Origin of the sequence: Salmonella sp. NW645 (assembly GCF_051703725.1) — a bacterium.
GTDB lineage: Bacteria > Pseudomonadota > Gammaproteobacteria > Enterobacterales > Enterobacteriaceae > Salmonella > Salmonella enterica.
The window spans coordinates 529,528-550,238 of sequence record NZ_JAMMKR010000002.1 but is presented as its reverse complement, the minus strand read 5'-3'; the positions used below and the strand labels follow the sequence as shown (position 1 = coordinate 550,238).

Genomic DNA, 20,711 nt, shown 5'->3' with positions numbered 1-20,711 from the left:
TTGCCACTCTTTAACTGAGGTGCAAAGTGTTAAAAAAATATCTTCCGCTTTTACTCCTGTGCGCGGCGCCTGCTTTCGCCAAACCCGTTCTCACCGTCTATACCTACGACTCGTTCGCCGCCGACTGGGGGCCAAGCCCGGCGGTGAAAAAAGCGTTTGAAGCCGATTGCAACTGCGAGCTGAAACTGGTGGCGCTGGAGGATGGCGTTTCGCTGCTCAACCGCCTGCGGATGGAGGGGAAGAACAGCAAAGCCGATGTGGTGTTGGGGCTGGACAATAATCTGCTGGAAGCGGCCACGCAAACTAAACTTTTTGCCAAAAGCGGCGTGGCGAATGAAGCGGTCAAGGTGCCCGGCGGCTGGAAAAACGACACATTTGTGCCGTTCGATTACGGCTATTTCGCCTTTGTCTACGATAAAAGCAAGCTGAAAAATCCGCCGAAAAGCCTGAAAGAACTGGTCGAGAGCGATCAAAAATGGCGGGTGATTTATCAGGATCCGCGTACCAGTACGCCAGGGCTGGGGCTGTTACTGTGGATGCGCAAAGTCTATGGCGATAACGCGCCGCAGGCCTGGCAAAAACTGACGGCCAAAACGGTGACGGTGACGAAAGGCTGGAGCGAGGCCTACGGTTTATTTCTGAAAGGTGAAAGCGATTTGGTGCTCAGTTACACCACCTCTCCGGCGTATCACATTATTGAAGAGAAGAAGGACAATTACGCCGCCGCGAACTTCAGCGAAGGCCATTACTTACAGGTAGAAGTCGCGGCGCGTACCGTCGCCAGTAAGCAGCCGGAACTGGCGGAGAAATTCCTCAAATTTATGGTTTCTCCGGCGTTTCAGAACGCCATACCCACCGGCAACTGGATGTACCCGGTAGCGGACGTCGCCTTACCCGCAGGGTTTGAATCATTGGCCAAACCCGCCACAACGCTGGAATTCACGCCGCAACAAGTGGCAGCACAACGCCAGGCATGGATTAGCGAATGGCAACGCGCCGTCAGCCATTAATTCCCGGCTGGCTGATTCCGGGGCTGTGCGCCGCCGCGCTGATGATAACCGTCGCGCTGGCGGCCTTTCTGGCGCTTTGGCTGAACGCGCCGGCGGGCGCGTGGTCGACAATCTGGCGGGATAGCTACCTGTGGCATGTGGTGCGCTTCTCATTCTGGCAGGCGTTTCTGTCCGCAGTGCTGTCTGTGGTCCCGGCGGTTTTTCTCGCCCGCGCGCTTTATCGACGCCGTTTTCCTGGGCGTCTGGCGCTGCTGCGTCTGTGCGCCATGACGCTGATTCTGCCGGTACTGGTTGCCGTGTTCGGCATTCTTAGCGTGTATGGCCGTCAGGGCTGGCTGGCCTCGCTGTGGCAAATGCTGGGGCTTCAGTGGACATTCTCCCCCTACGGCTTGCAGGGTATTTTACTGGCGCACGTCTTTTTTAACCTGCCAATGGCGAGCCGTTTGTTGCTGCAATCGTTGGAAAGCATTCCCGGCGAGCAGCGCCAGCTCGCCGCCCAGCTCGGTATGCGCGGCTGGCATTTTTTCCGTTTTGTCGAATGGCCGTGGCTGCGCCGCCAAATTCCGCCCGTCGCGGCGCTGATTTTTATGCTCTGCTTCGCCAGTTTCGCAACGGTTCTGTCGCTCGGCGGCGGTCCGCAGGCCACCACTATCGAACTGGCTATCTTTCAGGCGCTTAGTTATGACTACGATCCCGCCCGCGCGGCGATGCTGGCATTAATCCAGATGGTCTGCTGCCTGGCGCTGGTACTGCTAAGCCAACGGCTGAGCAAAGCGATTGCGCCGGGGATGACGCTGACGCAGGGTTGGCGCGATCCTGACGATCGTCTCCACAGCCGTCTGACGGACGCCTTATTAATCGTGCTGGCGCTGCTGCTGCTGCTTCCGCCGCTGGTCGCCGTGGTGATCGATGGCGTCAACCGCAGCCTGCCGGAGGTGCTGGCGCAACCCATTCTGTGGCAGGCTGTCTGGACATCGCTACGCATTGCGCTGGCGGCGGGCGTTCTGTGTGTGGTGCTGACCATGATGCTGCTGTGGAGTAGCCGCGAGCTACGCCAACGCCAGCAACTATTCGCCGGACAAACGCTGGAACTCAGCGGGATGTTGATCCTCGCGATGCCGGGGATCGTGCTGGCGACAGGCTTCTTTTTACTGCTCAATAACAGCGTTGGCTTACCGGAATCCGCCGACGGCATCGTGATTTTCACCAATGCGCTGATGGCAATCCCCTACGCGCTAAAAGTCCTGGAAAACCCAATGCGCGATATTACCGCCCGTTATGGAATGCTGTGCCAGTCATTAGGAATTGAAGGCTGGTCGCGGTTAAAGGTCGTGGAACTGCGGGCGCTGAAACGTCCGCTGGCGCAGGCGCTGGCGTTTGCCTGCGTACTTTCTATCGGTGATTTTGGCGTCGTCGCGCTTTTCGGCAATGACAATTTCCGCACGCTGCCGTTTTATCTGTATCAGCAGATCGGCTCCTACCGCAGCCAGGACGGCGCGGTGACCGCGCTGATACTGCTGCTGCTCTGCTTTACGTTATTTACCCTCATAGAGAAACTACCGGGCCGACATGCTAAAACTGATTGATATCACCTGGCTTTACCATCATTTGCCGATGCGTTTTACGCTGGCGGTAGAACGCGGCGAGCAGGTGGCGATTCTTGGCCCCAGCGGCGCGGGGAAAAGCACGTTGTTGAATTTAATTGCCGGTTTTCTTGCGCCTGCCAGCGGTACGCTACTGATTGCCGGCGACGATCATACGCTTACGCCGCCCTCACGCCGTCCGGTCTCAATGCTGTTTCAGGAGAATAATTTATTCAGCCACCTGAATGTACAGCAAAATATCGGTCTGGGGCTAAACCCCGGGTTAACGCTCAACGCCAGCCAGCGGGAAAAACGGGACGCTATCGCACGTCAGATGGGCATTGAGAGTCTGATGGCGCGTTTGCCGGGCGAGCTGTCCGGCGGCCAGCGTCAGCGGGTAGCGCTGGCGCGCTGCCTGGTACGTGAACAGCCAGTACTGCTGCTGGATGAACCGTTCTCCGCGCTCGATCCCGCACTGCGTCAGGAGATGCTGACGTTGGTCAGCGATATCTGCCGCGAGCGACAGCTCACGCTGTTGATGGTCTCGCACAGCGTGGAAGATGCGGCGCGAATTGCGCCCCGGTCAATCGTCGTGGCCGACGGACGCATTGCGTGGCAAGGCAAAACAGACGAGCTACTAAGCGGTCAAGCCAGCGCCTCAGCGCTATTGGGCATCAAATCCTATATTTTGTAGGCCGGATAAGGCGAAGCCGCCATCCGGCAAAGGAATCGTTAGTAACCCACAACTTTGCGCAGAATATCGATATATACCGGCATCAGCGGGTGGCGAATCAGCACCACCAGCGCGACCACGCCGATCCCGAGCGTCAACGGCGCCAGATACAGCAAACGGCTGCGGGGGAGATACGCGGTTAAACGATCGACTGCCGCTTTGCCGCTGCGCCACAGCCGCCAGCATAGCCAGCCTCCGACCCACAGCAGCAACGCCGTCGCCAGCAGCAGCCATTTGAAATCTCCGCTCTGCATATCGGAAGGAATATCGATTGCCGCTCCCGCCAGAATACCCGGCAGGAAATAAAACGGCGGCCACAGCAAACAGCCAATCAAGTTCGGCCCAATAAATTTCGCCACGGGAAGATCCAGCATCCCTGCCACCATCGGCACCAGCGGCCTCGTCGGGCCGACAAAACGTCCGACCAGGATCGTGAACATACTGTGCTGATGCAGCGCGTGTTCGGTTTTATCCAGCAGCGACTTGTTCTTTTTCATAAAAGACCAGCGGTGTAGCGGCTTTTTAAAGCGCCACCCCAGCCAGAACGAAATCCAGTCGCCCATCAGACAGCCGATAATACCCACCAGCCAGGCATGCCAAAAATTGAGCTCGCCGCTGCCGATAAGCGCGCCCAGCCCCGCCATCAGTACCGTACCGGGTAAAATCAACCCCACCAGCGCCAGCGATTCCAGGAAGGCGACCAGCAACACGGCGATAAGCGAATACAGAGTGGATTGGGTGATAAAGTGTTCCAGCAGTGCTTGCATAGTGTGTCCGTCAGCGTGATGAAGCAGGGATTCTGCTTACCCCGCCCCCCTTCGTCAAGCCGTCAATTATCCGAATAGTTACGGCTTATGACATCTTTGTGGACACATCATTCACTTTTTATTCACATCCGGCCCTGAACTCGCTAGGACTTGCCCCGGTGCATTTTTTAAATACCCGCGAAAAATAGAGCTGATCGTCAAATCCAACATTGCGCCCAACGGTCGCTATCGGCATTCGCGTGGTGCTAAGCAGGAGTTTCGCCTGGCTGATACGCTGATCTTCGCGCCAACTCAATACGCTAATGCCTAACTGCTGGCGAAACAGATGCGATAACCGGGAGGGCGACAGGCAGACATGCTGGGCGACGCTGGCGATATCAAAATGGCTGTCCGCCAGATGGTCGCTGATATACTGGCAGGCATCGCGCACACGGCTATCCATCGGCGGATGCAACGACTCATTAATTACCGCCATACGTCTGAGCAACAACTGCTCCAGCAGATTGATCGCCAGTAGCTCAGAATAGCGGCCTTCCCCTTGCCCGGCGCTGATGATCTGCCCGAACAGTTCGCTGAAATGCGGCTGGCGCGCCTCGTCCGGGCGGAAAAATCCTGTCTGGGCAAAGATTGTCGGCCAGGTCAGCCACTCCTGCCAGTAGGCGCGGGGTCGGAAGTAAACCCACTGGTGATACCACTCGCTGGCGTCCGGATGCCGTCCATAGTGATGAATCTCGCCCGGCGGAAACAATAATATATCGCCAGGCCGACAGACAAACTGCTCGCCATTATTATTAATGACGCCTTCTCCGCGGATGGTCAGGTTAAGAATATATCCCTTCATGCCCAACGGACGATCGATAAAAAAATCCAGATATCCATTCGCTTCAATCGGCGTCAGCCCGGCGACCAGATGGGCATTAAATGAATATCCCGGCAATAGCGGATCATTTTGCGTTTCAGCCATGATTTATCTACCCCCCGATGTTCAGAGAAGAAACAAATTGTCCATATTGACCAGGACGACAGTGCTTACGTCTCCGCAAGACTTTGCGCTTGATGAAAGCACGTATCAACCCCGCTTGTGAAAAGCGCTTTGTAACAAAAGCGGACAGTTCAGGCGATAAAATTAAGTAACAGAAGTGTCTATAACTATGGCTGGAATGTCCACATTGAATATTTGCACAGCGTCACACTTTGCAAAGCATTAGCATTTTTGTCCATAAGATTAGCGAATCCTGCCTGACGGTTTTTGCCGCGACTCTCTACTGTTTCTCCATACCTGTTTTTCTGGATGGAGTAAGACGATGGCAATTGCAATTGGCCTCGATTTTGGCAGTGATTCAGTGCGCGCTCTGGCAGTGGACTGCGCCACCGGCGACGAGATCGCCACCAGCGTAGAGTGGTATCCGCGCTGGCAAGAAGGCCGTTATTGCGACGGCCCGAACAACCAGTTCCGTCATCATCCGCGCGACTACATGGAGTCAATGGAGGCCGCGCTGAAAGCCGTTCTGGCACAATTAAGCTCCGCGCAACGCGCAAATGTCGTTGGCATTGGCGTTGACAGCACCGGTTCTACGCCAGCGCCGATTGACGCCGACGGTAACGTCCTGGCGCTGCGTCCGGAGTTCGCCGAGAACCCGAATGCGATGTTTGTGCTGTGGAAAGATCACACCGCCGTGGAAGAGGCCGACGAAATCACCCGTCTGTGCCATAAGCCTGGTAAGGTCGACTACTCCCGCTATATTGGCGGCATTTACTCCAGCGAATGGTTCTGGGCGAAGATTCTGCACGTCACCCGTCAGGATAGCGCCGTCGCGCAGGCCGCCGTCTCGTGGATTGAGCTGTGTGACTGGGTGCCGGCGCTGCTTTCCGGCACCACTCGCCCGCAGGATATCCGCCGTGGCCGCTGCAGCGCCGGGCACAAAACGCTGTGGCATGAAAGCTGGGGCGGCCTGCCACCCGCGAGCTTCTTTGATGAACTCGATCCGTGCATTAACCGTCATCTGCGCTACCCGTTATTTAGCGAAACCTTCACCGCCGATCTGCCCGTGGGCACCCTGTGCGCCGAATGGGCGCAGCGCCTCGGCTTGCCGGAAAGCGTAGTGATTTCCGGCGGCGCGTTCGACTGTCACATGGGCGCGGTCGGCGCGGGCGCGCAGCCCAATACGCTGGTAAAAGTCATCGGCACGTCTACCTGCGACATTCTGATTGCGGATAAACAGAGCGTCGGGGATCGCGCCGTGAAAGGCATTTGCGGTCAGGTTGATGGCAGCGTGGTGCCGAACTTTATCGGTCTGGAAGCGGGCCAGTCCGCTTTCGGCGACATCTACGCCTGGTTTAGCCGCGTGTTGAGCTGGCCGCTGGAACAACTTGCCGCGCAGCACCCGGAACTGAAAACCCAGATTAACGCCAGCCAGAAGCAGCTACTGCCAGCGCTCACCGACGCCTGGGCGAAAAATCCGTCCCTGGATCACCTGCCGGTGGTGCTCGACTGGTTTAACGGTCGCCGCACGCCAAACGCTAATCAGCGTCTGAAAGGCGTCATTACCGATCTCAATCTCGCCACCGACGCGCCAGCGCTGTTTGGCGGTCTGGTCGCTTCAACCGCCTTCGGCGCGCGCGCCATTCAGGAGTGTTTTACCGATCAGGGTATCGCGGTCAATAACGTGATGGCGCTTGGCGGCATCGCCCGTAAAAATCAGGTCATTATGCAGGTCTGCTGCGACGTACTGAATCGTCCGTTGCAGATCGTCGCTTCCGACCAGTGCTGCGCATTAGGCGCCGCTATCTTTGCCGCCGTCGCTGCGAAAGTCCATGCCGATATTCCTGCCGCCCAGCAAAGCATGGCGAGCGCGGTAGAACGCACTCTGCGCCCCCGCCCTGAACAGGCTCAACGCTTCGAACAGCTTTACCGCCGCTACCAGCAGTGGGCGCTAAGTGCAGAACAACATTATCTTCCGACTGCCGCGCCGGCGCCAACGACCCCGGCCAATCAGGCAATCCTGACTCATTAAGGACACGACAATGACGATTTTTGATAATTATGAAGTATGGTTTGTGATTGGCAGCCAGCATTTGTATGGCGCAGAAACCCTGCGTCAGGTCACCCAACATGCCGAGCATGTGGTCAACGCACTGAATACCGAAGCCAAACTGCCATGTAAGCTGGTATTAAAACCGCTGGGCACCTCGCCGGATGAGATTACCGCTATTTGTCGTGACGCCAATTATGACGATCGCTGCGCGGGGCTGGTGGTCTGGCTGCACACCTTCTCCCCGGCCAAAATGTGGATCAACGGGCTGAGTATCCTTAACAAACCACTACTGCAATTCCATACCCAATTTAACGCCGCCCTGCCGTGGGACAGCATCGATATGGACTTTATGAACCTGAACCAGACTGCGCACGGCGGCCGCGAGTTCGGCTTCATCGGTGCGCGGATGCGCCAGCAGCACGCGGTCGTCACTGGCCACTGGCAGGATAAAGAGGCCCATACGCGTATCGGCGCCTGGATGCGCCAGGCGGTCTCTAAACAGGATACTCGCCAGCTAAAAGTCTGCCGCTTCGGCGACAATATGCGTGAAGTCGCAGTGACTGACGGTGATAAAGTGGCCGCGCAAATCAAATTTGGCTTTTCGGTCAATACCTGGGCGGTCGGCGATCTGGTGCAGGTGGTGAACGCAATTAGTGACGGCGATATCAACGCTCTGATTGACGAGTATGAAAGCAGCTATACCCTGACGCCCGCCACCCGGATCCACGGCGATAAACGCCAGAACGTGCGGGAAGCGGCGCGTATTGAACTCGGTATGAAGCGTTTCCTGGAACAGGGCGGCTTCCACGCATTCACTACTACCTTTGAAGATTTACACGGTCTGAAACAACTCCCGGGTCTGGCCGTACAGCGTCTTATGCAACAGGGCTACGGCTTTGCGGGCGAAGGCGACTGGAAAACCGCCGCTCTGCTTCGCATTATGAAAGTGATGTCAACCGGTCTGCAGGGCGGCACCTCATTTATGGAGGATTACACCTACCACTTCGAGAAAGGCAACGATCTGGTGCTCGGCTCGCACATGCTGGAGGTGTGTCCCTCCATCGCGGTGGAAGAGAAACCGATCCTCGACGTCCAGCACCTCGGCATTGGCGGTAAGGAAGATCCGGCGCGTTTGATTTTCAATACCCAAACCGGCCCGGCGATCGTCGCCAGCCTGATCGACCTCGGCGATCGTTATCGCCTGCTGGTCAACTGCATTGACACCGTAAAAACGCCGCACTCCCTGCCGAAACTGCCGGTGGCTAACGCGCTGTGGAAGGCGCAGCCGGATCTGCCGACCGCCTCCGAAGCGTGGATTCTGGCTGGCGGCGCGCACCATACCGTCTTCAGCCACGCGCTGGATCTGAACGATATGCGCCAGTTCGCAGAAATACACGATATAGAAATCGCGGTAATTGATAACGATACCCGTCTGCCGGCCTTTAAGGACGCGCTGCGCTGGAACGAGGTGTATTACGGTTTAAAACGCTAAAAGTGAAGTCTGAATGCCCGGTGGCACTGCGTTTACCGGGCCTACGGTCCTGTAGGCCGAATAAGGCATTTGTGTCGCCATCCGGCACACCGTCGCTCGTAGGCCGGATAAGCGAAGCGCCATCCGGCAGGGAGAAAACAATGTTAGAAGATCTCAAACGCCAGGTACTGGAAGCCAATCTGGCGCTGCCAAAACACAACCTGGTCACCCTCACCTGGGGTAACGTCAGCGCCGTCGATCGCGAACGCGGCGTACTGGTGATTAAGCCGTCCGGCGTCGATTATAGCGTCATGACCGCTGACGATATGGTGGTGGTCAGCCTGGAGACCGGTGAAGTCGTTGAAGGTCATAAGAAACCGTCGTCCGATACGCCAACCCACCGTTTGTTATATCAGGCATTTCCGACTATCGGCGGCATCGTACACACCCATTCGCGCCACGCGACTATCTGGGCGCAGGCGGGTCAGCCGATTCCGGCGACGGGAACCACCCATGCCGACTATTTCTACGGTACGATTCCCTGCACTCGCAAAATGACCGAAGCGGAAATTAATGGCGAGTATGAATGGGAAACGGGCAATGTCATTGTTGAAACCTTTGAAAAACAAGGTATTGACGCCGCTCAAATGCCCGGCGTGCTTGTCCATTCGCACGGCCCGTTTGCCTGGGGTAAAAATGCCGAGGATGCAGTGCATAACGCCATCGTGCTGGAAGAAGTGGCCTATATGGGGATCTTCTGCCGCCAGCTTGCGCCGCAGTTGCCCGACATGCAGCAATCCCTGCTGGATAAACACTATCTACGCAAACACGGCGCAAAAGCCTATTACGGGCAGTAATGCCTCTAAAAACGCGTCCCATTGGGGGCGCGTTGATGAGTCTGGTCGGTGATATATTCAGCAAATGCGCTTTGATAGACGTAATTATCAGAACTCACATATTCAATAATATTATCATAATGTCCCTGCAACACTTTTCCTTCCAGCGCATGGAAGAAAATATAATCTTCGATTGTTGACTGCCAGCGTTGCCCATTTAACAGATAGTTAATAATGGTATCCCGATGTCCGTTTTTTCTGTCGTGTCCTTGCCAGTGAAAAAAAGCATTGCCGTTTTCAATAATTTCGGTACGCCAAATCTGATCTGTCCATGTTTTATACTCAAAAAATCGACTCACGGTTTTTATGGAAGGGTTAGCGCGTTGAGTATTGACGAAAAGATAACGTGCGTTCCCTACCGGACACGCCTGCATATTCACATTCATAAAAGATAATTCCCGAATACCACACATTTTGATAAAAACACCCGCACCTGAAAGTCAAAATAAAATTATATTCTAAAATAAAAATTAAATTATGCAGAGAGTTCCCGACGAATTCGCACTGTAATCCATTTTTATTTAACCATAGCGGCCAATTGGAATATTATATTTCTACCTGACGGTGCGGATGTTTCAAATAAAATTCTTACACTTTTCATTAATTAAAACAAACAAAAAATATCGCTTTTTTGTTAATCCGAGAAATAAGTAACAAATTCGAGCAAGCACTATTCTGAAAAATACTTAATGTATGGAAACAGACTTGACACAAAACAGCCAACCTATGGATAAAAATTGTAAATAAACATGATTCAAAATTAGCAGTTATAGGATAATTATATCAGCTGTCTACACCGACATCATTATATTGATAAATACACGTCAGCAAAAATATCTGACGCTAAAAGTTCTTTTATCGTTAAAATATTCATTACACCCGTCACGGGGAACGAACTCATTCATGAAATATCGCTACATCACCAGAATCGCGGCAGGCATAATTCTCATTATGGCCACGGTGTTTATCAATAACGCTATCGCTATTTATCAGTTCAGTCAGCAAGACCAGACGCGCGTAGCTGACTGCGCGATTGTCGCAGGAGCAGGCGTTAGCGGAAAAACGCCTTCTCCCGTTTTTCAGGCCAGACTGGATCATGCCATCTGGCTTTACCAACAACACATTGTCCGCGCGTTGGTATTAACCGGCGGCTACGGCGCTGGCGCAACGGTTTCCGACGCGGCGATAGCCCGTCAATACGTTCTGGAAAAAGGCATTCCGGCTAAGGCGATTTTTATTGAAGAGCGCTCTACCGTGACGCGCGAAAATATTCGTTACGCAAAACAGATACAGCGGCAACAACAATGGCGCACAGCGTTACTGGTCAGCGATCCGCTGCATATGCTGCGTCTGAAAACTATCGCTCAGGATAATGGTATCGATAGCCGCTCATCACCCACGCGATCCACCCGCTATAAATCCTGGTGGGCGAAAATCCGCTTCTTACTGCGAGAAACTTTTTATTACAGCGGATATCGGCTTTTACGTTATATGCCTGTACAAAATAACAGTATTACCCCCTAAAACAGGTTATAATTAGCGTGAATTTTTTAGACAGGTAATCATCGTGGCGCAGGCAGGTTTCATTTTAACCCGGCACTGGCGGGATACGCCGCAAGGAACGGAGGTCTCTTTCTGGCTGGCGACAGACAACGGCCCTGTGCAGGCGACGCTGGCGCCGCAAGAGTCCGTGGCGTTTATTCCGACCAGCCAGACCTCCCGCGCCGCCTCGCTGCTACAGGCGGAAAAAGACTATCGCCTGACGCCGCTCCAGCTGCGAGACTTTCATCGTCAGCCGGTCTCCGGTCTGTATTGCCGTACTCACCGCCAGCTTATGCGGATGGAGAAACTGCTGCGCGAAAACGGCGTCACCGTTTATGAAACGGATGTACGCCCGCCGGAACGTTACCTGATGGAGCGTTTTATTACGTCGCCCGTTTGGGTAGACGGCGAGATGCGCAACGGCGTTATCCGCAATGCGCGTCTTAAACCCCACCCCGACTATCGACCGCCGCTAAAATGGGTCTCGCTGGATATCGAAACCACGCGACACGGCGAACTGTATTGCATTGGTCTGGAAGGCTGCGGCCAGCGTACCGTTTATATGCTGGGCCCGGCGAATGGCGATGACCGCCAACTGGACTTCGAGCTTGTGTATGTCGCCAGCCGCCCGCAGCTGCTGGAAAAACTCAACGCCTGGTTTGCCGAACATGATCCCGACGTCATCATCGGCTGGAACGTGGTGCAGTTCGACCTGCGTATGCTGCAAAAACATGCCGAACGCTACCGTATCCCTTTACGGCTGGGGCGAGACAATAGCGAACTGGAGTGGCGCGAACATGGCTTCAAAAACGGCGTTTTTTTCGCCCAGGCCAGAGGGCGAGTCATTATCGATGGTATCGACGCGCTTAAATCCGCGTTCTGGAATTTTTCGTCTTTTTCGCTGGAAGCCGTCTCGCAGGAACTGCTCGGCGAAGGAAAATCCATTGATAATCCCTGGGATCGTATGGATGAGATCGATCGCCGCTTTGCCCAGGATAAACCCGCCCTCGCCACCTACAACCTGAAAGACTGCGAGCTGGTCACGCGCATTTTCCATAAAACCGAGATCATGCCGTTTTTGCTGGAACGCGCGACGATCAACGGCCTGCCGGTCGATCGCCACGGCGGTTCGGTCGCCGCATTCGGGCATCTTTACTTTCCGCGAATGCACCGCGCTGGCTATGTCGCGCCCAATCTCGGCGAAGTGCCGCCGCTGGCAAGTCCCGGCGGCTACGTAATGGATTCACAACCCGGATTATACGATTCAGTACTGGTGCTGGATTATAAAAGCCTGTACCCGTCGATTATCCGCACGTTTTTGATTGATCCCGTCGGGCTGGTCGAAGGCATGGCGCAGCCGGATCCGGAACACAGTACCGAAGGTTTCCTTGACGCCTGGTTTTCACGAGAAAAGCACTGCCTGCCGGAAATTGTTAGCCAAATCTGGCACGGGCGCGATGAAGCCAAACGTCAGGGCAATAAACCGCTCTCGCAGGCGCTTAAAATCATTATGAACGCCTTTTATGGCGTACTCGGCACCACGGCCTGTCGCTTTTTCGATCCCCGTCTGGCGTCGTCAATCACCATGCGCGGCCATGCGATTATGCGCCAGACCAAAGCGCTGATTGAGGCGCAGGGTTATAACGTAATTTATGGCGATACCGATTCCACTTTCGTCTGGCTCCGGCGCGCGCATTCAGAAGCCGACGCGGCGGAAATCGGGCACAGGCTGGTGCGTCACGTGAACGAATGGTGGGCGCAGACGTTACAACAGCAAAATTTGACCAGCGCGCTGGAGCTGGAGTTTGAAACCCACTTTTGCCGTTTTCTGATGCCGACCATCCGCGGCGCGGATACTGGCAGTAAAAAACGCTACGCGGGCCTGATTCAGGAAGGCGACAGCCAGCGCATGGTATTTAAAGGTCTGGAAACGGTGCGGACCGACTGGACGCCGCTGGCGCAGCGCTTTCAACAGGAGCTGTATCTGCGCGTTTTTCGCAATGAACCTTATCAAGACTATGTGCGCGAGACTATTGATAAACTGATGGCGGGCGAGCTGGACGCGCAGCTGGTTTATCGTAAGCGTCTGCGTCGCCCTTTACATGAGTACCAACGTAACATCCCGCCGCACGTTCGCGCCGCCCGGTTGGCGGATGAACAAAACCTGAAGCAGGGTCGTCCGGCGCAGTATCAGAATCGCGGCGCCATAAAATATGTCTGGACTGTTAACGGCCCCGAGCCCGTGGATTACCAGCAGTCGCCGCTGGATTACGAACACTATCTTACCCGCCAGCTACAACCCGTGGCGGAAGGAATTCTTCCCTTCGTTGAAGATAATTTTGCTACACTACTGACCGGGCAACTGGGGTTATTTTGACGCGTGACGAAAGCGCCGCCTTCCAGTACCATAGCGCCCTTTCCATTCCTGGACCTAATTAACGCCACTACCACATTAGCCTGGTAGCGGGGTCGTATACTCGCAATTATCCAGTGCTGTCGCCTGGGAATGGCGAGTAATGCCTGCAATTAAAGATATAGAGCCGAACACATATGCCTTTTACACTTGGTCAACGCTGGATCAGCGATACAGAAAGCGAGCTGGGACTTGGAACCGTTGTTGCGATGGATGCGCGAACCGTCACCTTACTTTTCCCGTCCACGGGGGAAAACCGCCTGTATGCGCGTAGTGATTCTCCCGTGACCCGCGTCATGTTCAACCCTGGCGATACGATTACAAGCCATGAAGGCTGGCAGCTACATATCGATGAAGTAAAAGAAGAAAATGGCCTGCTTGTTTATGTCGGCACCCGCCTGGATACCGAAGAGACCAATGTGACGCTGCGCGAAGTTCTGCTCGACAGCAAGTTGGTTTTCAGTAAGCCCCAGGATCGTCTGTTCGCCGGTCAAATCGATCGAATGGATCGGTTCGCGCTGCGCTATCGCGCCCGTAAATTTCAGAGCGAGCAGTACCGGATGCCATACAGCGGCCTGCGCGGTCAGCGGACCAACCTGATCCCGCATCAGCTTAATATCGCTCATGATGTGGGTCGTCGCCATGCGCCGCGCGTACTGCTGGCGGATGAAGTGGGCTTAGGTAAAACCATTGAAGCCGGGATGATTCTGCATCAACAGTTATTATCCGGCGCGGCGGAACGCGTATTGATCATCGTTCCGGAAACCCTGCAACACCAGTGGCTGGTAGAAATGCTGCGCCGTTTCAACCTGCGCTTCGCGCTGTTCGATGACGAACGCTATACCGAAGCGCAGCACGACGCGTATAACCCGTTTGAAACCGAACAACTGGTGATCTGCTCGCTGGATTTCGCCCGCCGTAATAAGCAGCGTCTGGAACATTTGTGCGACGCCGAGTGGGATTTGCTGGTGGTCGACGAAGCGCATCATCTGGTGTGGAGCACCGATGCGCCGAGCCGTGAATATATGGCCATCGAACAATTAGCTGAACGCGTACCGGGCGTGCTGCTGCTGACCGCCACGCCAGAACAGCTGGGGATGGAAAGCCATTTCGCCCGTCTGCGCCTGCTCGATCCGAACCGTTTCCACGATTTCGAACAGTTTGTCGAAGAACAGAAAAACTACCGCCCTGTCGCCGATGCGGTGGCCATGCTGCTGGCGGGCAATAAACTCAGCAACGACGAACTGAACAGGCTGGGCGATCTGATCGGCGAACAGGATATTGAACCGCTGTTGCAGGCCGCTAATAGCGATCGCGACGACGCGCAGGCCGCCCGTGATGAGCTGGTGTCGATGCTGATGGATCGCCACGGCACCAGCCGCGTTTTGTTCCGCAACACCCGTAACGGCGTCAAGGGGTTCCCGAAACGTGAACTGCATACGGTAAAACTGCCGCTGCCGACCCAGTATCAGACCGCCATTAAGGTCTCCGGCATTATGGGCGCGCGTAAAAGCGCGGAAGATCGCGCCCGCGATATGCTCTATCCGGAACAAATTTATCAGGAGTTCGAAGGCGATACCGGCACCTGGTGGAACTTCGACCCACGCGTTGAGTGGCTAATGGGCTATCTGACCAGCCATCGTTCGCAAAAAGTGCTGGTGATCTGCGCTAAGGCGACCACCGCGTTACAGCTGGAGCAGGTGCTGCGCGAACGCGAAGGCATCCGCGCCGCCGTGTTCCATGAGGGCATGTCGATTATCGAACGCGACCGCGCCGCCGCCTGGTTCGCCGAAGAAGATACCGGCGCGCAGGTGCTGTTATGTTCTGAAATCGGCTCCGAAGGACGTAACTTCCAGTTTGCCAGCAATCTGGTGATGTTCGACTTGCCGTTTAACCCGGATCTGCTGGAACAGCGTATTGGTCGTCTGGATCGTATCGGCCAGGCGCATGATATCCAGATCCACGTTCCGTACCTGGAAAAAACCGCCCAGTCGGTGCTGGTTCGCTGGTATCACGAAGGGCTGGACGCCTTTGAGCACACCTGCCCGACCGGTCGCGCAATTTATGATTCAGCCTACGCCAGTCTGATTAACTATCTGGCCGCGCCTGAAGAAACCGACGGGTTTGACGATCTGATCAAATCCTGCCGCGAACAGCATGAAGCGCTAAAAGCCCAGTTAGAACAGGGCCGCGACCGCCTGCTGGAGATCCACTCCAACGGCGGAGAAAAAGCCCAACAGCTCGCACAACGCATTGAAGAACAGGACGACGACACCAACCTGATCGCGTTCGCCATGAACCTGTTCGATATCGTCGGCATTAACCAGGACGATCGCGGCGACAACCTGATCGTGCTGACGCCGTCCGACCACATGTTGGTGCCGGATTTCCCCGGCCTGCCGGAAGACGGCTGTACTATCACGTTTGAACGTGACGTAGCCCTGTCTCGCGAAGATGCGCAGTTTATTACCTGGGAACATCCGCTCATCCGTAACGGACTGGATCTGATCCTCTCCGGCGATACCGGCAGCAGCACCATTTCGCTGTTGAAAAATAAAGCGCTGCCCGTCGGCACGCTGCTGGTCGAACTGGTTTACGTCGTGGAAGCGCAGGCGCCGAAACAGCTACAACTGAACCGCTTCCTGCCGCCGACGCCGGTACGTATGCTGTTAGATAAAAACGGCAACAATCTGGCCGCCCAGGTCGAGTTTGAAACCTTCAACCGCCAGCTCAGCGCCGTGAATCGCCACACCGGCAGCAAACTGGTGAACGCCGTGCAACAGGACGTCCACGCCATTTTGCAACTGGGTGAGACGCAGATTGAAAAGTCCGCCAGAGCGCTGATTGATAACGCGCGTCGCGAGGCGGATGAAAAACTGTCCGGGGAACTGTCGCGTCTGGAAGCGCTGCGCGCCGTCAACCCGAACATTCGCGACGACGAACTTGCCGCTATCGACAGTAACCGTCAGCAGGTGCTGGAAAGCCTGAATCAGGCAGGCTGGCGTCTGGACGCGCTGCGTCTTATCGTCGTCACGCACCAATAACGGAGCCGTACATGGGGATGGAAAACTACAATCCGCCGCAGGAACCCTGGCTGGTTATCCTGTATCAGGATGAGCACATTATGGTGGTCAATAAGCCCAGCGGCCTGTTGTCCGTGCCGGGGCGTCTGGAAGCGCACAAAGACAGCATTATGACGCGTATCCAGCGCGACTACCCGCAGGCAGAGTCGGTGCATCGTCTGGATATGGCCACCAGCGGCGTGATTGTAGTGGCGCTGACCAAAGCCGCGGAGCGGGAGCTAAAACGCCAGTTCCGCGAACGTGAGCCGAAAAAGCAGTATGTGGCGCGCGTATGGGGGCATCCCTCCCCGGCGGAAGGACTGGTCGACTTACCGCTCATCTGCGACTGGCCGAACCGGCCAAAGCAGAAAGTGTGTTATGAAACCGGCAAACCGGCGCAAACGGAATATAACGTGGTGGAGTTTGCGGCGGATAATACCGCCCGCGTGGTGCTAAAACCGATCACCGGACGTTCGCATCAGCTTCGTGTGCATATGCTGGCGTTAGGCCACCCGATTTTAGGCGATCGGTTTTACGCCTCGCCGGAAGCGTTGTCGCTGGCGCCGCGTTTGCAGTTACACGCCGAAATGCTGACCATTACCCATCCCGCTTACGGTAACAGCATGACGTTTAAAGTCCCGGCAGATTTTTAAATTCTGAGCCAATTTATGCCGGAGCGCTTCGCTTGCCCGGCCTACATTCATTAACGTAGGCCGGATAAGGCGCTAGCCGCATCCGGCAATTCAATCACTTGAAGCCTTTCTGTTCTTTGATTAGCTCATACGCTTTCTGAATTTCCTGCGCTTTTTGCTTCGCCATTTCCATCATTTCCGGCGGTAAACCTTTCGCGACCAGTTTGTCCGGATGATGCTCGCTCATCAGTTTGCGATAAGCGCGTTTAATGGTGGTTGCATCGTCGGTGGTTTTAACCCCCAGCACATTACAGGCATCTTCCAGCGTCGGGCCGCGCTGCGCCTGCTGCCAGCCGCCGCCGGACTGTTGATGATAACCGCCGCCAAACTGCGCGCCGCCCTGCATCATGCGCAGAAACTGATCGAACTGTACGCGGGAAATACCTAGCTCTTCCGCAATCACATACAGCACTTCCCGCTCATTAGGGTGTAGCGAGCCATCGGCAAACGCCGCCTGGATCTGAATTTCCAGAAACATCCGGATCAGATCAAAACGCCCGAAGCAGACGCTACGAAACTGCCGCATCTTTTCACGTAATGGGTAATTATCCGCTTTTCCGACCCGAAAGGCGTTCTGCGCGGCTGTACGTGAATCGCCGTGTAAATTCATACGATCCATCAACTGACTGGCGATATGAATATCCGCTTCCGTCACCCGTCCTTTTGATTTGGTTAAGTGGCCCATCACCTCAAAGGTGGTGGCAAAAAACAGCGCCTGCCGTTCCCGCTGGTTGGCAAACCACGCCATTTTTCGGCTGCGGGCTTTGTCGAACATATGGCCCACCAGCAGACCCAGGACCACGCCCCAAAAGCCGCCGCCCATCATCAGGGCTACGGCGACGCCAATTATCTTTCCCCAGTACTGCATAGACTCCCCAAAACGTTACGCTATCGGTGAGGCTATCTCCCACAAAATAAGGTGCTTTTCTGCGAATGAAGGCTACGGTCAATTGTGGGACATCGCCTATAATTTGCATTATCATACCTGTCATTCAATGCCGTGCCTAACACCACAGACGCTAAACGGCAGGATTAACACTGGCGCAGCGAAGATGAGTAAGTTAGGCTGTGACCGTTTGTCACGCGCAACGCTACCGATGATGGAACAATAAATACAACGTATGAAAAAACGTATTCCCACTCTTCTGGCCACCATGATCGCCAGCGCCCTTTATAGTCATCAGGGGCTGGCAGCCGATCTCGCCTCACAGTGTATGTTGGGCGTGCCGAGCTACGATCGTCCTCTGGTAAAAGGCGATACCAACGATCTGCCGGTTACTATCAATGCCGATAACGCTAAAGGTAACTACCCGGACGATGCCGTTTTTACCGGCAACGTGGACATTATGCAGGGGAATAGCCGCCTGCAAGCGGATGAAGTGCAGCTTCATCAGAAGCAGGCGGAAGGTCAGCCGGAACCTGTACGCACCGTCGATGCGCTGGGTAATGTGCATTATGATGACAATCAGGTCATCCTTAAAGGGCCGAAGGGCTGGGCGAACCTGAACACCAAAGACACGAACGTCTGGGAAGGCGATTACCAGATGGTGGGCCGTCAGGGACGCGGTAAAGCCGATCTCATGAAGCAGCGCGGCGAAAACCGCTATACCATTCTGGAAAACGGCAGCTTTACCTCCTGTCTGCCTGGCTCCGATACCTGGAGCGTGGTGGGGAGTGAAGTCATCCATGACCGTGAAGAACAGGTTGCGGAGATCTGGAACGCCCGGTTTAAAGTAGGTCCGGTTCCGATCTTTTATAGCCCCTATTTACAGCTCCCCGTCGGTGACAAACGTCGCTCAGGTTTCCTGATCCCGAACGCGAAATACACGACCAAGAACTATTTCGAGTTCTACTTACCGTATTACTGGAACATCGCGCCCAATATGGACGCCACCATCACCCCGCACTATATGCACCGCCGCGGCAATATTATGTGGGAGAACGAATTCCGTTATCTCACGCAGGCAGGCGCCGGGTTGATGGAATTAGATTATCTGCCTTCTGATAAAGTCTACGAGGACGAACATCCCAAAGAGGGCGATAAGCACCGCTGGTTATTCTACTGGCAGCACTCAGGCGTGATGGATCAGGTGTGGCGTTTTAACGTCGATTACACCAAAGTCAGCGACTCCAGCTATTTTAATGATTTCGACAGTAAGTACGGTTCCAGTACCGACGGCTACGCAACGCAGAAATTCAGCGTCGGCTACGCCGTACAAAACTTTGACGCTACGGTGTCGACCAAACAATTCCAGGTGTTTAACGATCAGAACACCAGCAGCTACTCTGCGGAGCCGCAGTTAGACGTTAACTACTACCATAACGATCTCGGGCCGTTTGATACCCGGATTTACGGCCAGGCGGTACATTTCGTCAACACCAAAGACAATATGCCGGAAGCGACCCGCGTCCACCTGGAGCCAACCATTAATTTGCCGCTATCCAACCGCTGGGGCAGCCTGAACACCGAAGCGAAGCTGATGGCGACGCACTATCAGCAAACGAATCTGGACTGGTACAACGCCAATAACAGCAAAAAACTGGAAGATTCGGTTAACCGCGTCATGCCGCAGTTTAAAGTCGACGGTAAGCTCGTCTTCGAACGCGATATGGCGATGCTGGCGCCGGGGTATACCCAGACGCTGGAACCACGCGTGCAGTACCTGTATGTGCCGTACCGCGACCAGAGCGGCATCTATAACTACGATTCTTCTTTGCTGCAATCCGACTATAACGGCCTGTTCCGCGACCGCACTTATGGTGGTCTCGACCGTATTGCTTCCGCCAACCAGGTCACGACCGGTGTCACAACACGCGTTTATGATGATGCCGCCGTTGAACGTTTTAACGTTTCTGTTGGTCAAATCTACTATTTCACGGAGTCTCGCACCGGCGATGACAACATTAAATGGGAGAATGACGACAAAACCGGTTCGCTGGTTTGGGCAGGCGACACTTACTGGCGTATTTCAGAACGCTGGGGGCTGCGTAGCGGAGTGCAGTACGATACCCGTCTGGATAGCGTCGCTACCAGCAGCAGCAGCCTCGAATACCGTCGGGATCAGGATCGTCTGGTACAGTTGAACTACCGCTATGCCAGCCCGGAATATATTCAGGCTACGTTGCCTTCGTATTATTCCACGGCAGAGCAGTATAAAAACGGCATCAACCAGGTGGGCGCGGTGGCAAGTTGGCCGATTGCCGATCGCTGGTCGATTGTCGGCGCGTACTACTTCGATACCAATTCGAGCAAACCTGCAGACCAGATGCTCGGCTTGCAGTACAACTCTTGCTGCTATGCGATCCGCGTCGGATACGAACGTAAGCTGAACGGTTGGGATAACGATAAACAACACGCGATTTATGATAACGCGATTGGCTTCAACATTGAGCTGCGCGGTTTGAGCTCTAACTACGGCCTCGGCACGCAAGAAATGTTGCGTTCGAACATTCTGCCGTACCAAAGCTCTATGTAATCTGATTGATTTACAACGTAATCCGCATTGC

Annotated in this window: 15 protein-coding genes; 11 read left to right on the top strand and 4 right to left on the bottom strand. The window is 54.9% G+C overall.

Annotated features, from left to right (window positions below; translation table 11 throughout):
• The first annotated feature begins 26 nt into the window (after positions 1 to 26).
• From thiB to thiQ, 3 genes are read left to right on the top strand one after another with little or no spacing between them, the layout of a single operon-like run.
• Complete coding sequence (thiB, locus tag NA389_RS06445) at positions 27 to 1,010, top strand: thiamine ABC transporter substrate binding subunit (protein WP_000915334.1); 984 nt, start codon at positions 27 to 29, stop codon at positions 1,008 to 1,010.
• Positions 986 to 2,596, top strand: coding sequence for a thiamine/thiamine pyrophosphate ABC transporter permease ThiP (gene thiP, locus NA389_RS06440; RefSeq protein WP_000235626.1), 1,611 nt, complete (start codon positions 986 to 988; stop codon positions 2,594 to 2,596). Before thiB ends, thiP begins: the two co-directional genes overlap by 25 nt.
• On the top strand, positions 2,580 to 3,287 hold the full coding sequence (gene thiQ / locus NA389_RS06435) for a thiamine ABC transporter ATP-binding protein ThiQ (protein WP_000915967.1): 708 nt from the start codon (positions 2,580 to 2,582) through the stop codon (positions 3,285 to 3,287). The genes thiP and thiQ overlap by 17 nt, the downstream gene beginning before the upstream one ends.
• A gap of 38 nt (positions 3,288 to 3,325) precedes the next feature.
• Here the strand turns inward: thiQ and NA389_RS06430 are convergent, their stop codons facing one another.
• Both NA389_RS06430 and araC read right to left on the bottom strand, forming a co-directional pair.
• Positions 3,326 to 4,093 carry a DedA family protein gene (locus NA389_RS06430; protein ID WP_001148370.1) on the bottom strand — a complete coding sequence of 256 codons (768 nt, stop codon included), beginning with the start codon at positions 4,091 to 4,093 and terminating at the stop codon, positions 3,326 to 3,328.
• Between the two features lie 118 nt (positions 4,094 to 4,211).
• The gene (araC, locus tag NA389_RS06425; RefSeq protein ID WP_000852387.1) at positions 4,212 to 5,057 is read right to left on the bottom strand and encodes an arabinose operon transcriptional regulator AraC; all 846 of its coding nucleotides are present in this window, start codon (positions 5,055 to 5,057) and stop codon (positions 4,212 to 4,214) included.
• A gap of 340 nt (positions 5,058 to 5,397) precedes the next feature.
• On the opposite strand from araC, the gene araB reads away from it, so the two are divergent.
• The 3 genes from araB to araD all read left to right on the top strand — a co-directional run bounded on the left by araB (position 5,398) and on the right by araD (position 9,456).
• On the top strand, positions 5,398 to 7,107 hold the full coding sequence (gene araB / locus NA389_RS06420; protein WP_000951825.1) for a ribulokinase: 1,710 nt from the start codon (positions 5,398 to 5,400) through the stop codon (positions 7,105 to 7,107).
• Between the two features lie 10 nt (positions 7,108 to 7,117).
• The gene (araA, locus tag NA389_RS06415; protein ID WP_000151689.1) at positions 7,118 to 8,620 is read left to right on the top strand and encodes an L-arabinose isomerase; all 1,503 of its coding nucleotides are present in this window, start codon (positions 7,118 to 7,120) and stop codon (positions 8,618 to 8,620) included.
• Between the two features lie 140 nt (positions 8,621 to 8,760).
• Positions 8,761 to 9,456, top strand: coding sequence for an L-ribulose-5-phosphate 4-epimerase (araD, locus tag NA389_RS06410; RefSeq protein ID WP_000888685.1), 696 nt, complete (start codon positions 8,761 to 8,763; stop codon positions 9,454 to 9,456).
• A gap of 5 nt (positions 9,457 to 9,461) precedes the next feature.
• Here the strand turns inward: araD and NA389_RS06405 are convergent, their stop codons facing one another.
• Positions 9,462 to 9,881, bottom strand: coding sequence for a DUF4751 family protein (locus NA389_RS06405; RefSeq protein WP_001102192.1), 420 nt, complete (start codon positions 9,879 to 9,881; stop codon positions 9,462 to 9,464).
• 517 nt (positions 9,882 to 10,398) lie between these two features.
• On the opposite strand from NA389_RS06405, the gene NA389_RS06400 reads away from it, so the two are divergent.
• From NA389_RS06400 to rluA, 4 genes are all read left to right on the top strand, one after another.
• Positions 10,399 to 11,019, top strand: a complete 621-nt coding sequence (locus NA389_RS06400; RefSeq protein ID WP_000877523.1) for a YdcF family protein — start codon at positions 10,399 to 10,401, stop codon at positions 11,017 to 11,019.
• Positions 11,020 to 11,062: 43 nt separating this feature from the next.
• The gene (gene polB / locus NA389_RS06395) at positions 11,063 to 13,414 is read left to right on the top strand and encodes a DNA polymerase II (protein WP_000035724.1); all 2,352 of its coding nucleotides are present in this window, start codon (positions 11,063 to 11,065) and stop codon (positions 13,412 to 13,414) included.
• A 173-nt stretch (positions 13,415 to 13,587) separates the two neighbouring features.
• Complete coding sequence (rapA, locus tag NA389_RS06390) at positions 13,588 to 16,494, top strand: RNA polymerase-associated protein RapA (RefSeq protein WP_001116965.1); 2,907 nt, start codon at positions 13,588 to 13,590, stop codon at positions 16,492 to 16,494.
• Positions 16,495 to 16,505: 11 nt separating this feature from the next.
• Positions 16,506 to 17,165 (top strand): bifunctional tRNA pseudouridine(32) synthase/23S rRNA pseudouridine(746) synthase RluA, encoded by a 660-nt coding sequence (gene rluA / locus NA389_RS06385; RefSeq protein ID WP_000525196.1) that lies wholly within the window; start codon positions 16,506 to 16,508, stop codon positions 17,163 to 17,165.
• A 94-nt stretch (positions 17,166 to 17,259) separates the two neighbouring features.
• Here the strand turns inward: rluA and djlA are convergent, their stop codons facing one another.
• Positions 17,260 to 18,072, bottom strand: coding sequence for a co-chaperone DjlA (gene djlA, locus NA389_RS06380; RefSeq protein WP_001200595.1), 813 nt, complete (start codon positions 18,070 to 18,072; stop codon positions 17,260 to 17,262).
• Between the two features lie 253 nt (positions 18,073 to 18,325).
• Here djlA and lptD point away from each other — a divergent pair, with 253 nt between their 5' ends.
• On the top strand, positions 18,326 to 20,680 hold the full coding sequence (gene lptD, locus NA389_RS06375; RefSeq protein ID WP_000746121.1) for an LPS assembly protein LptD: 2,355 nt from the start codon (positions 18,326 to 18,328) through the stop codon (positions 20,678 to 20,680).
• The last annotated feature ends 31 nt before the right edge of the window (positions 20,681 to 20,711 follow it).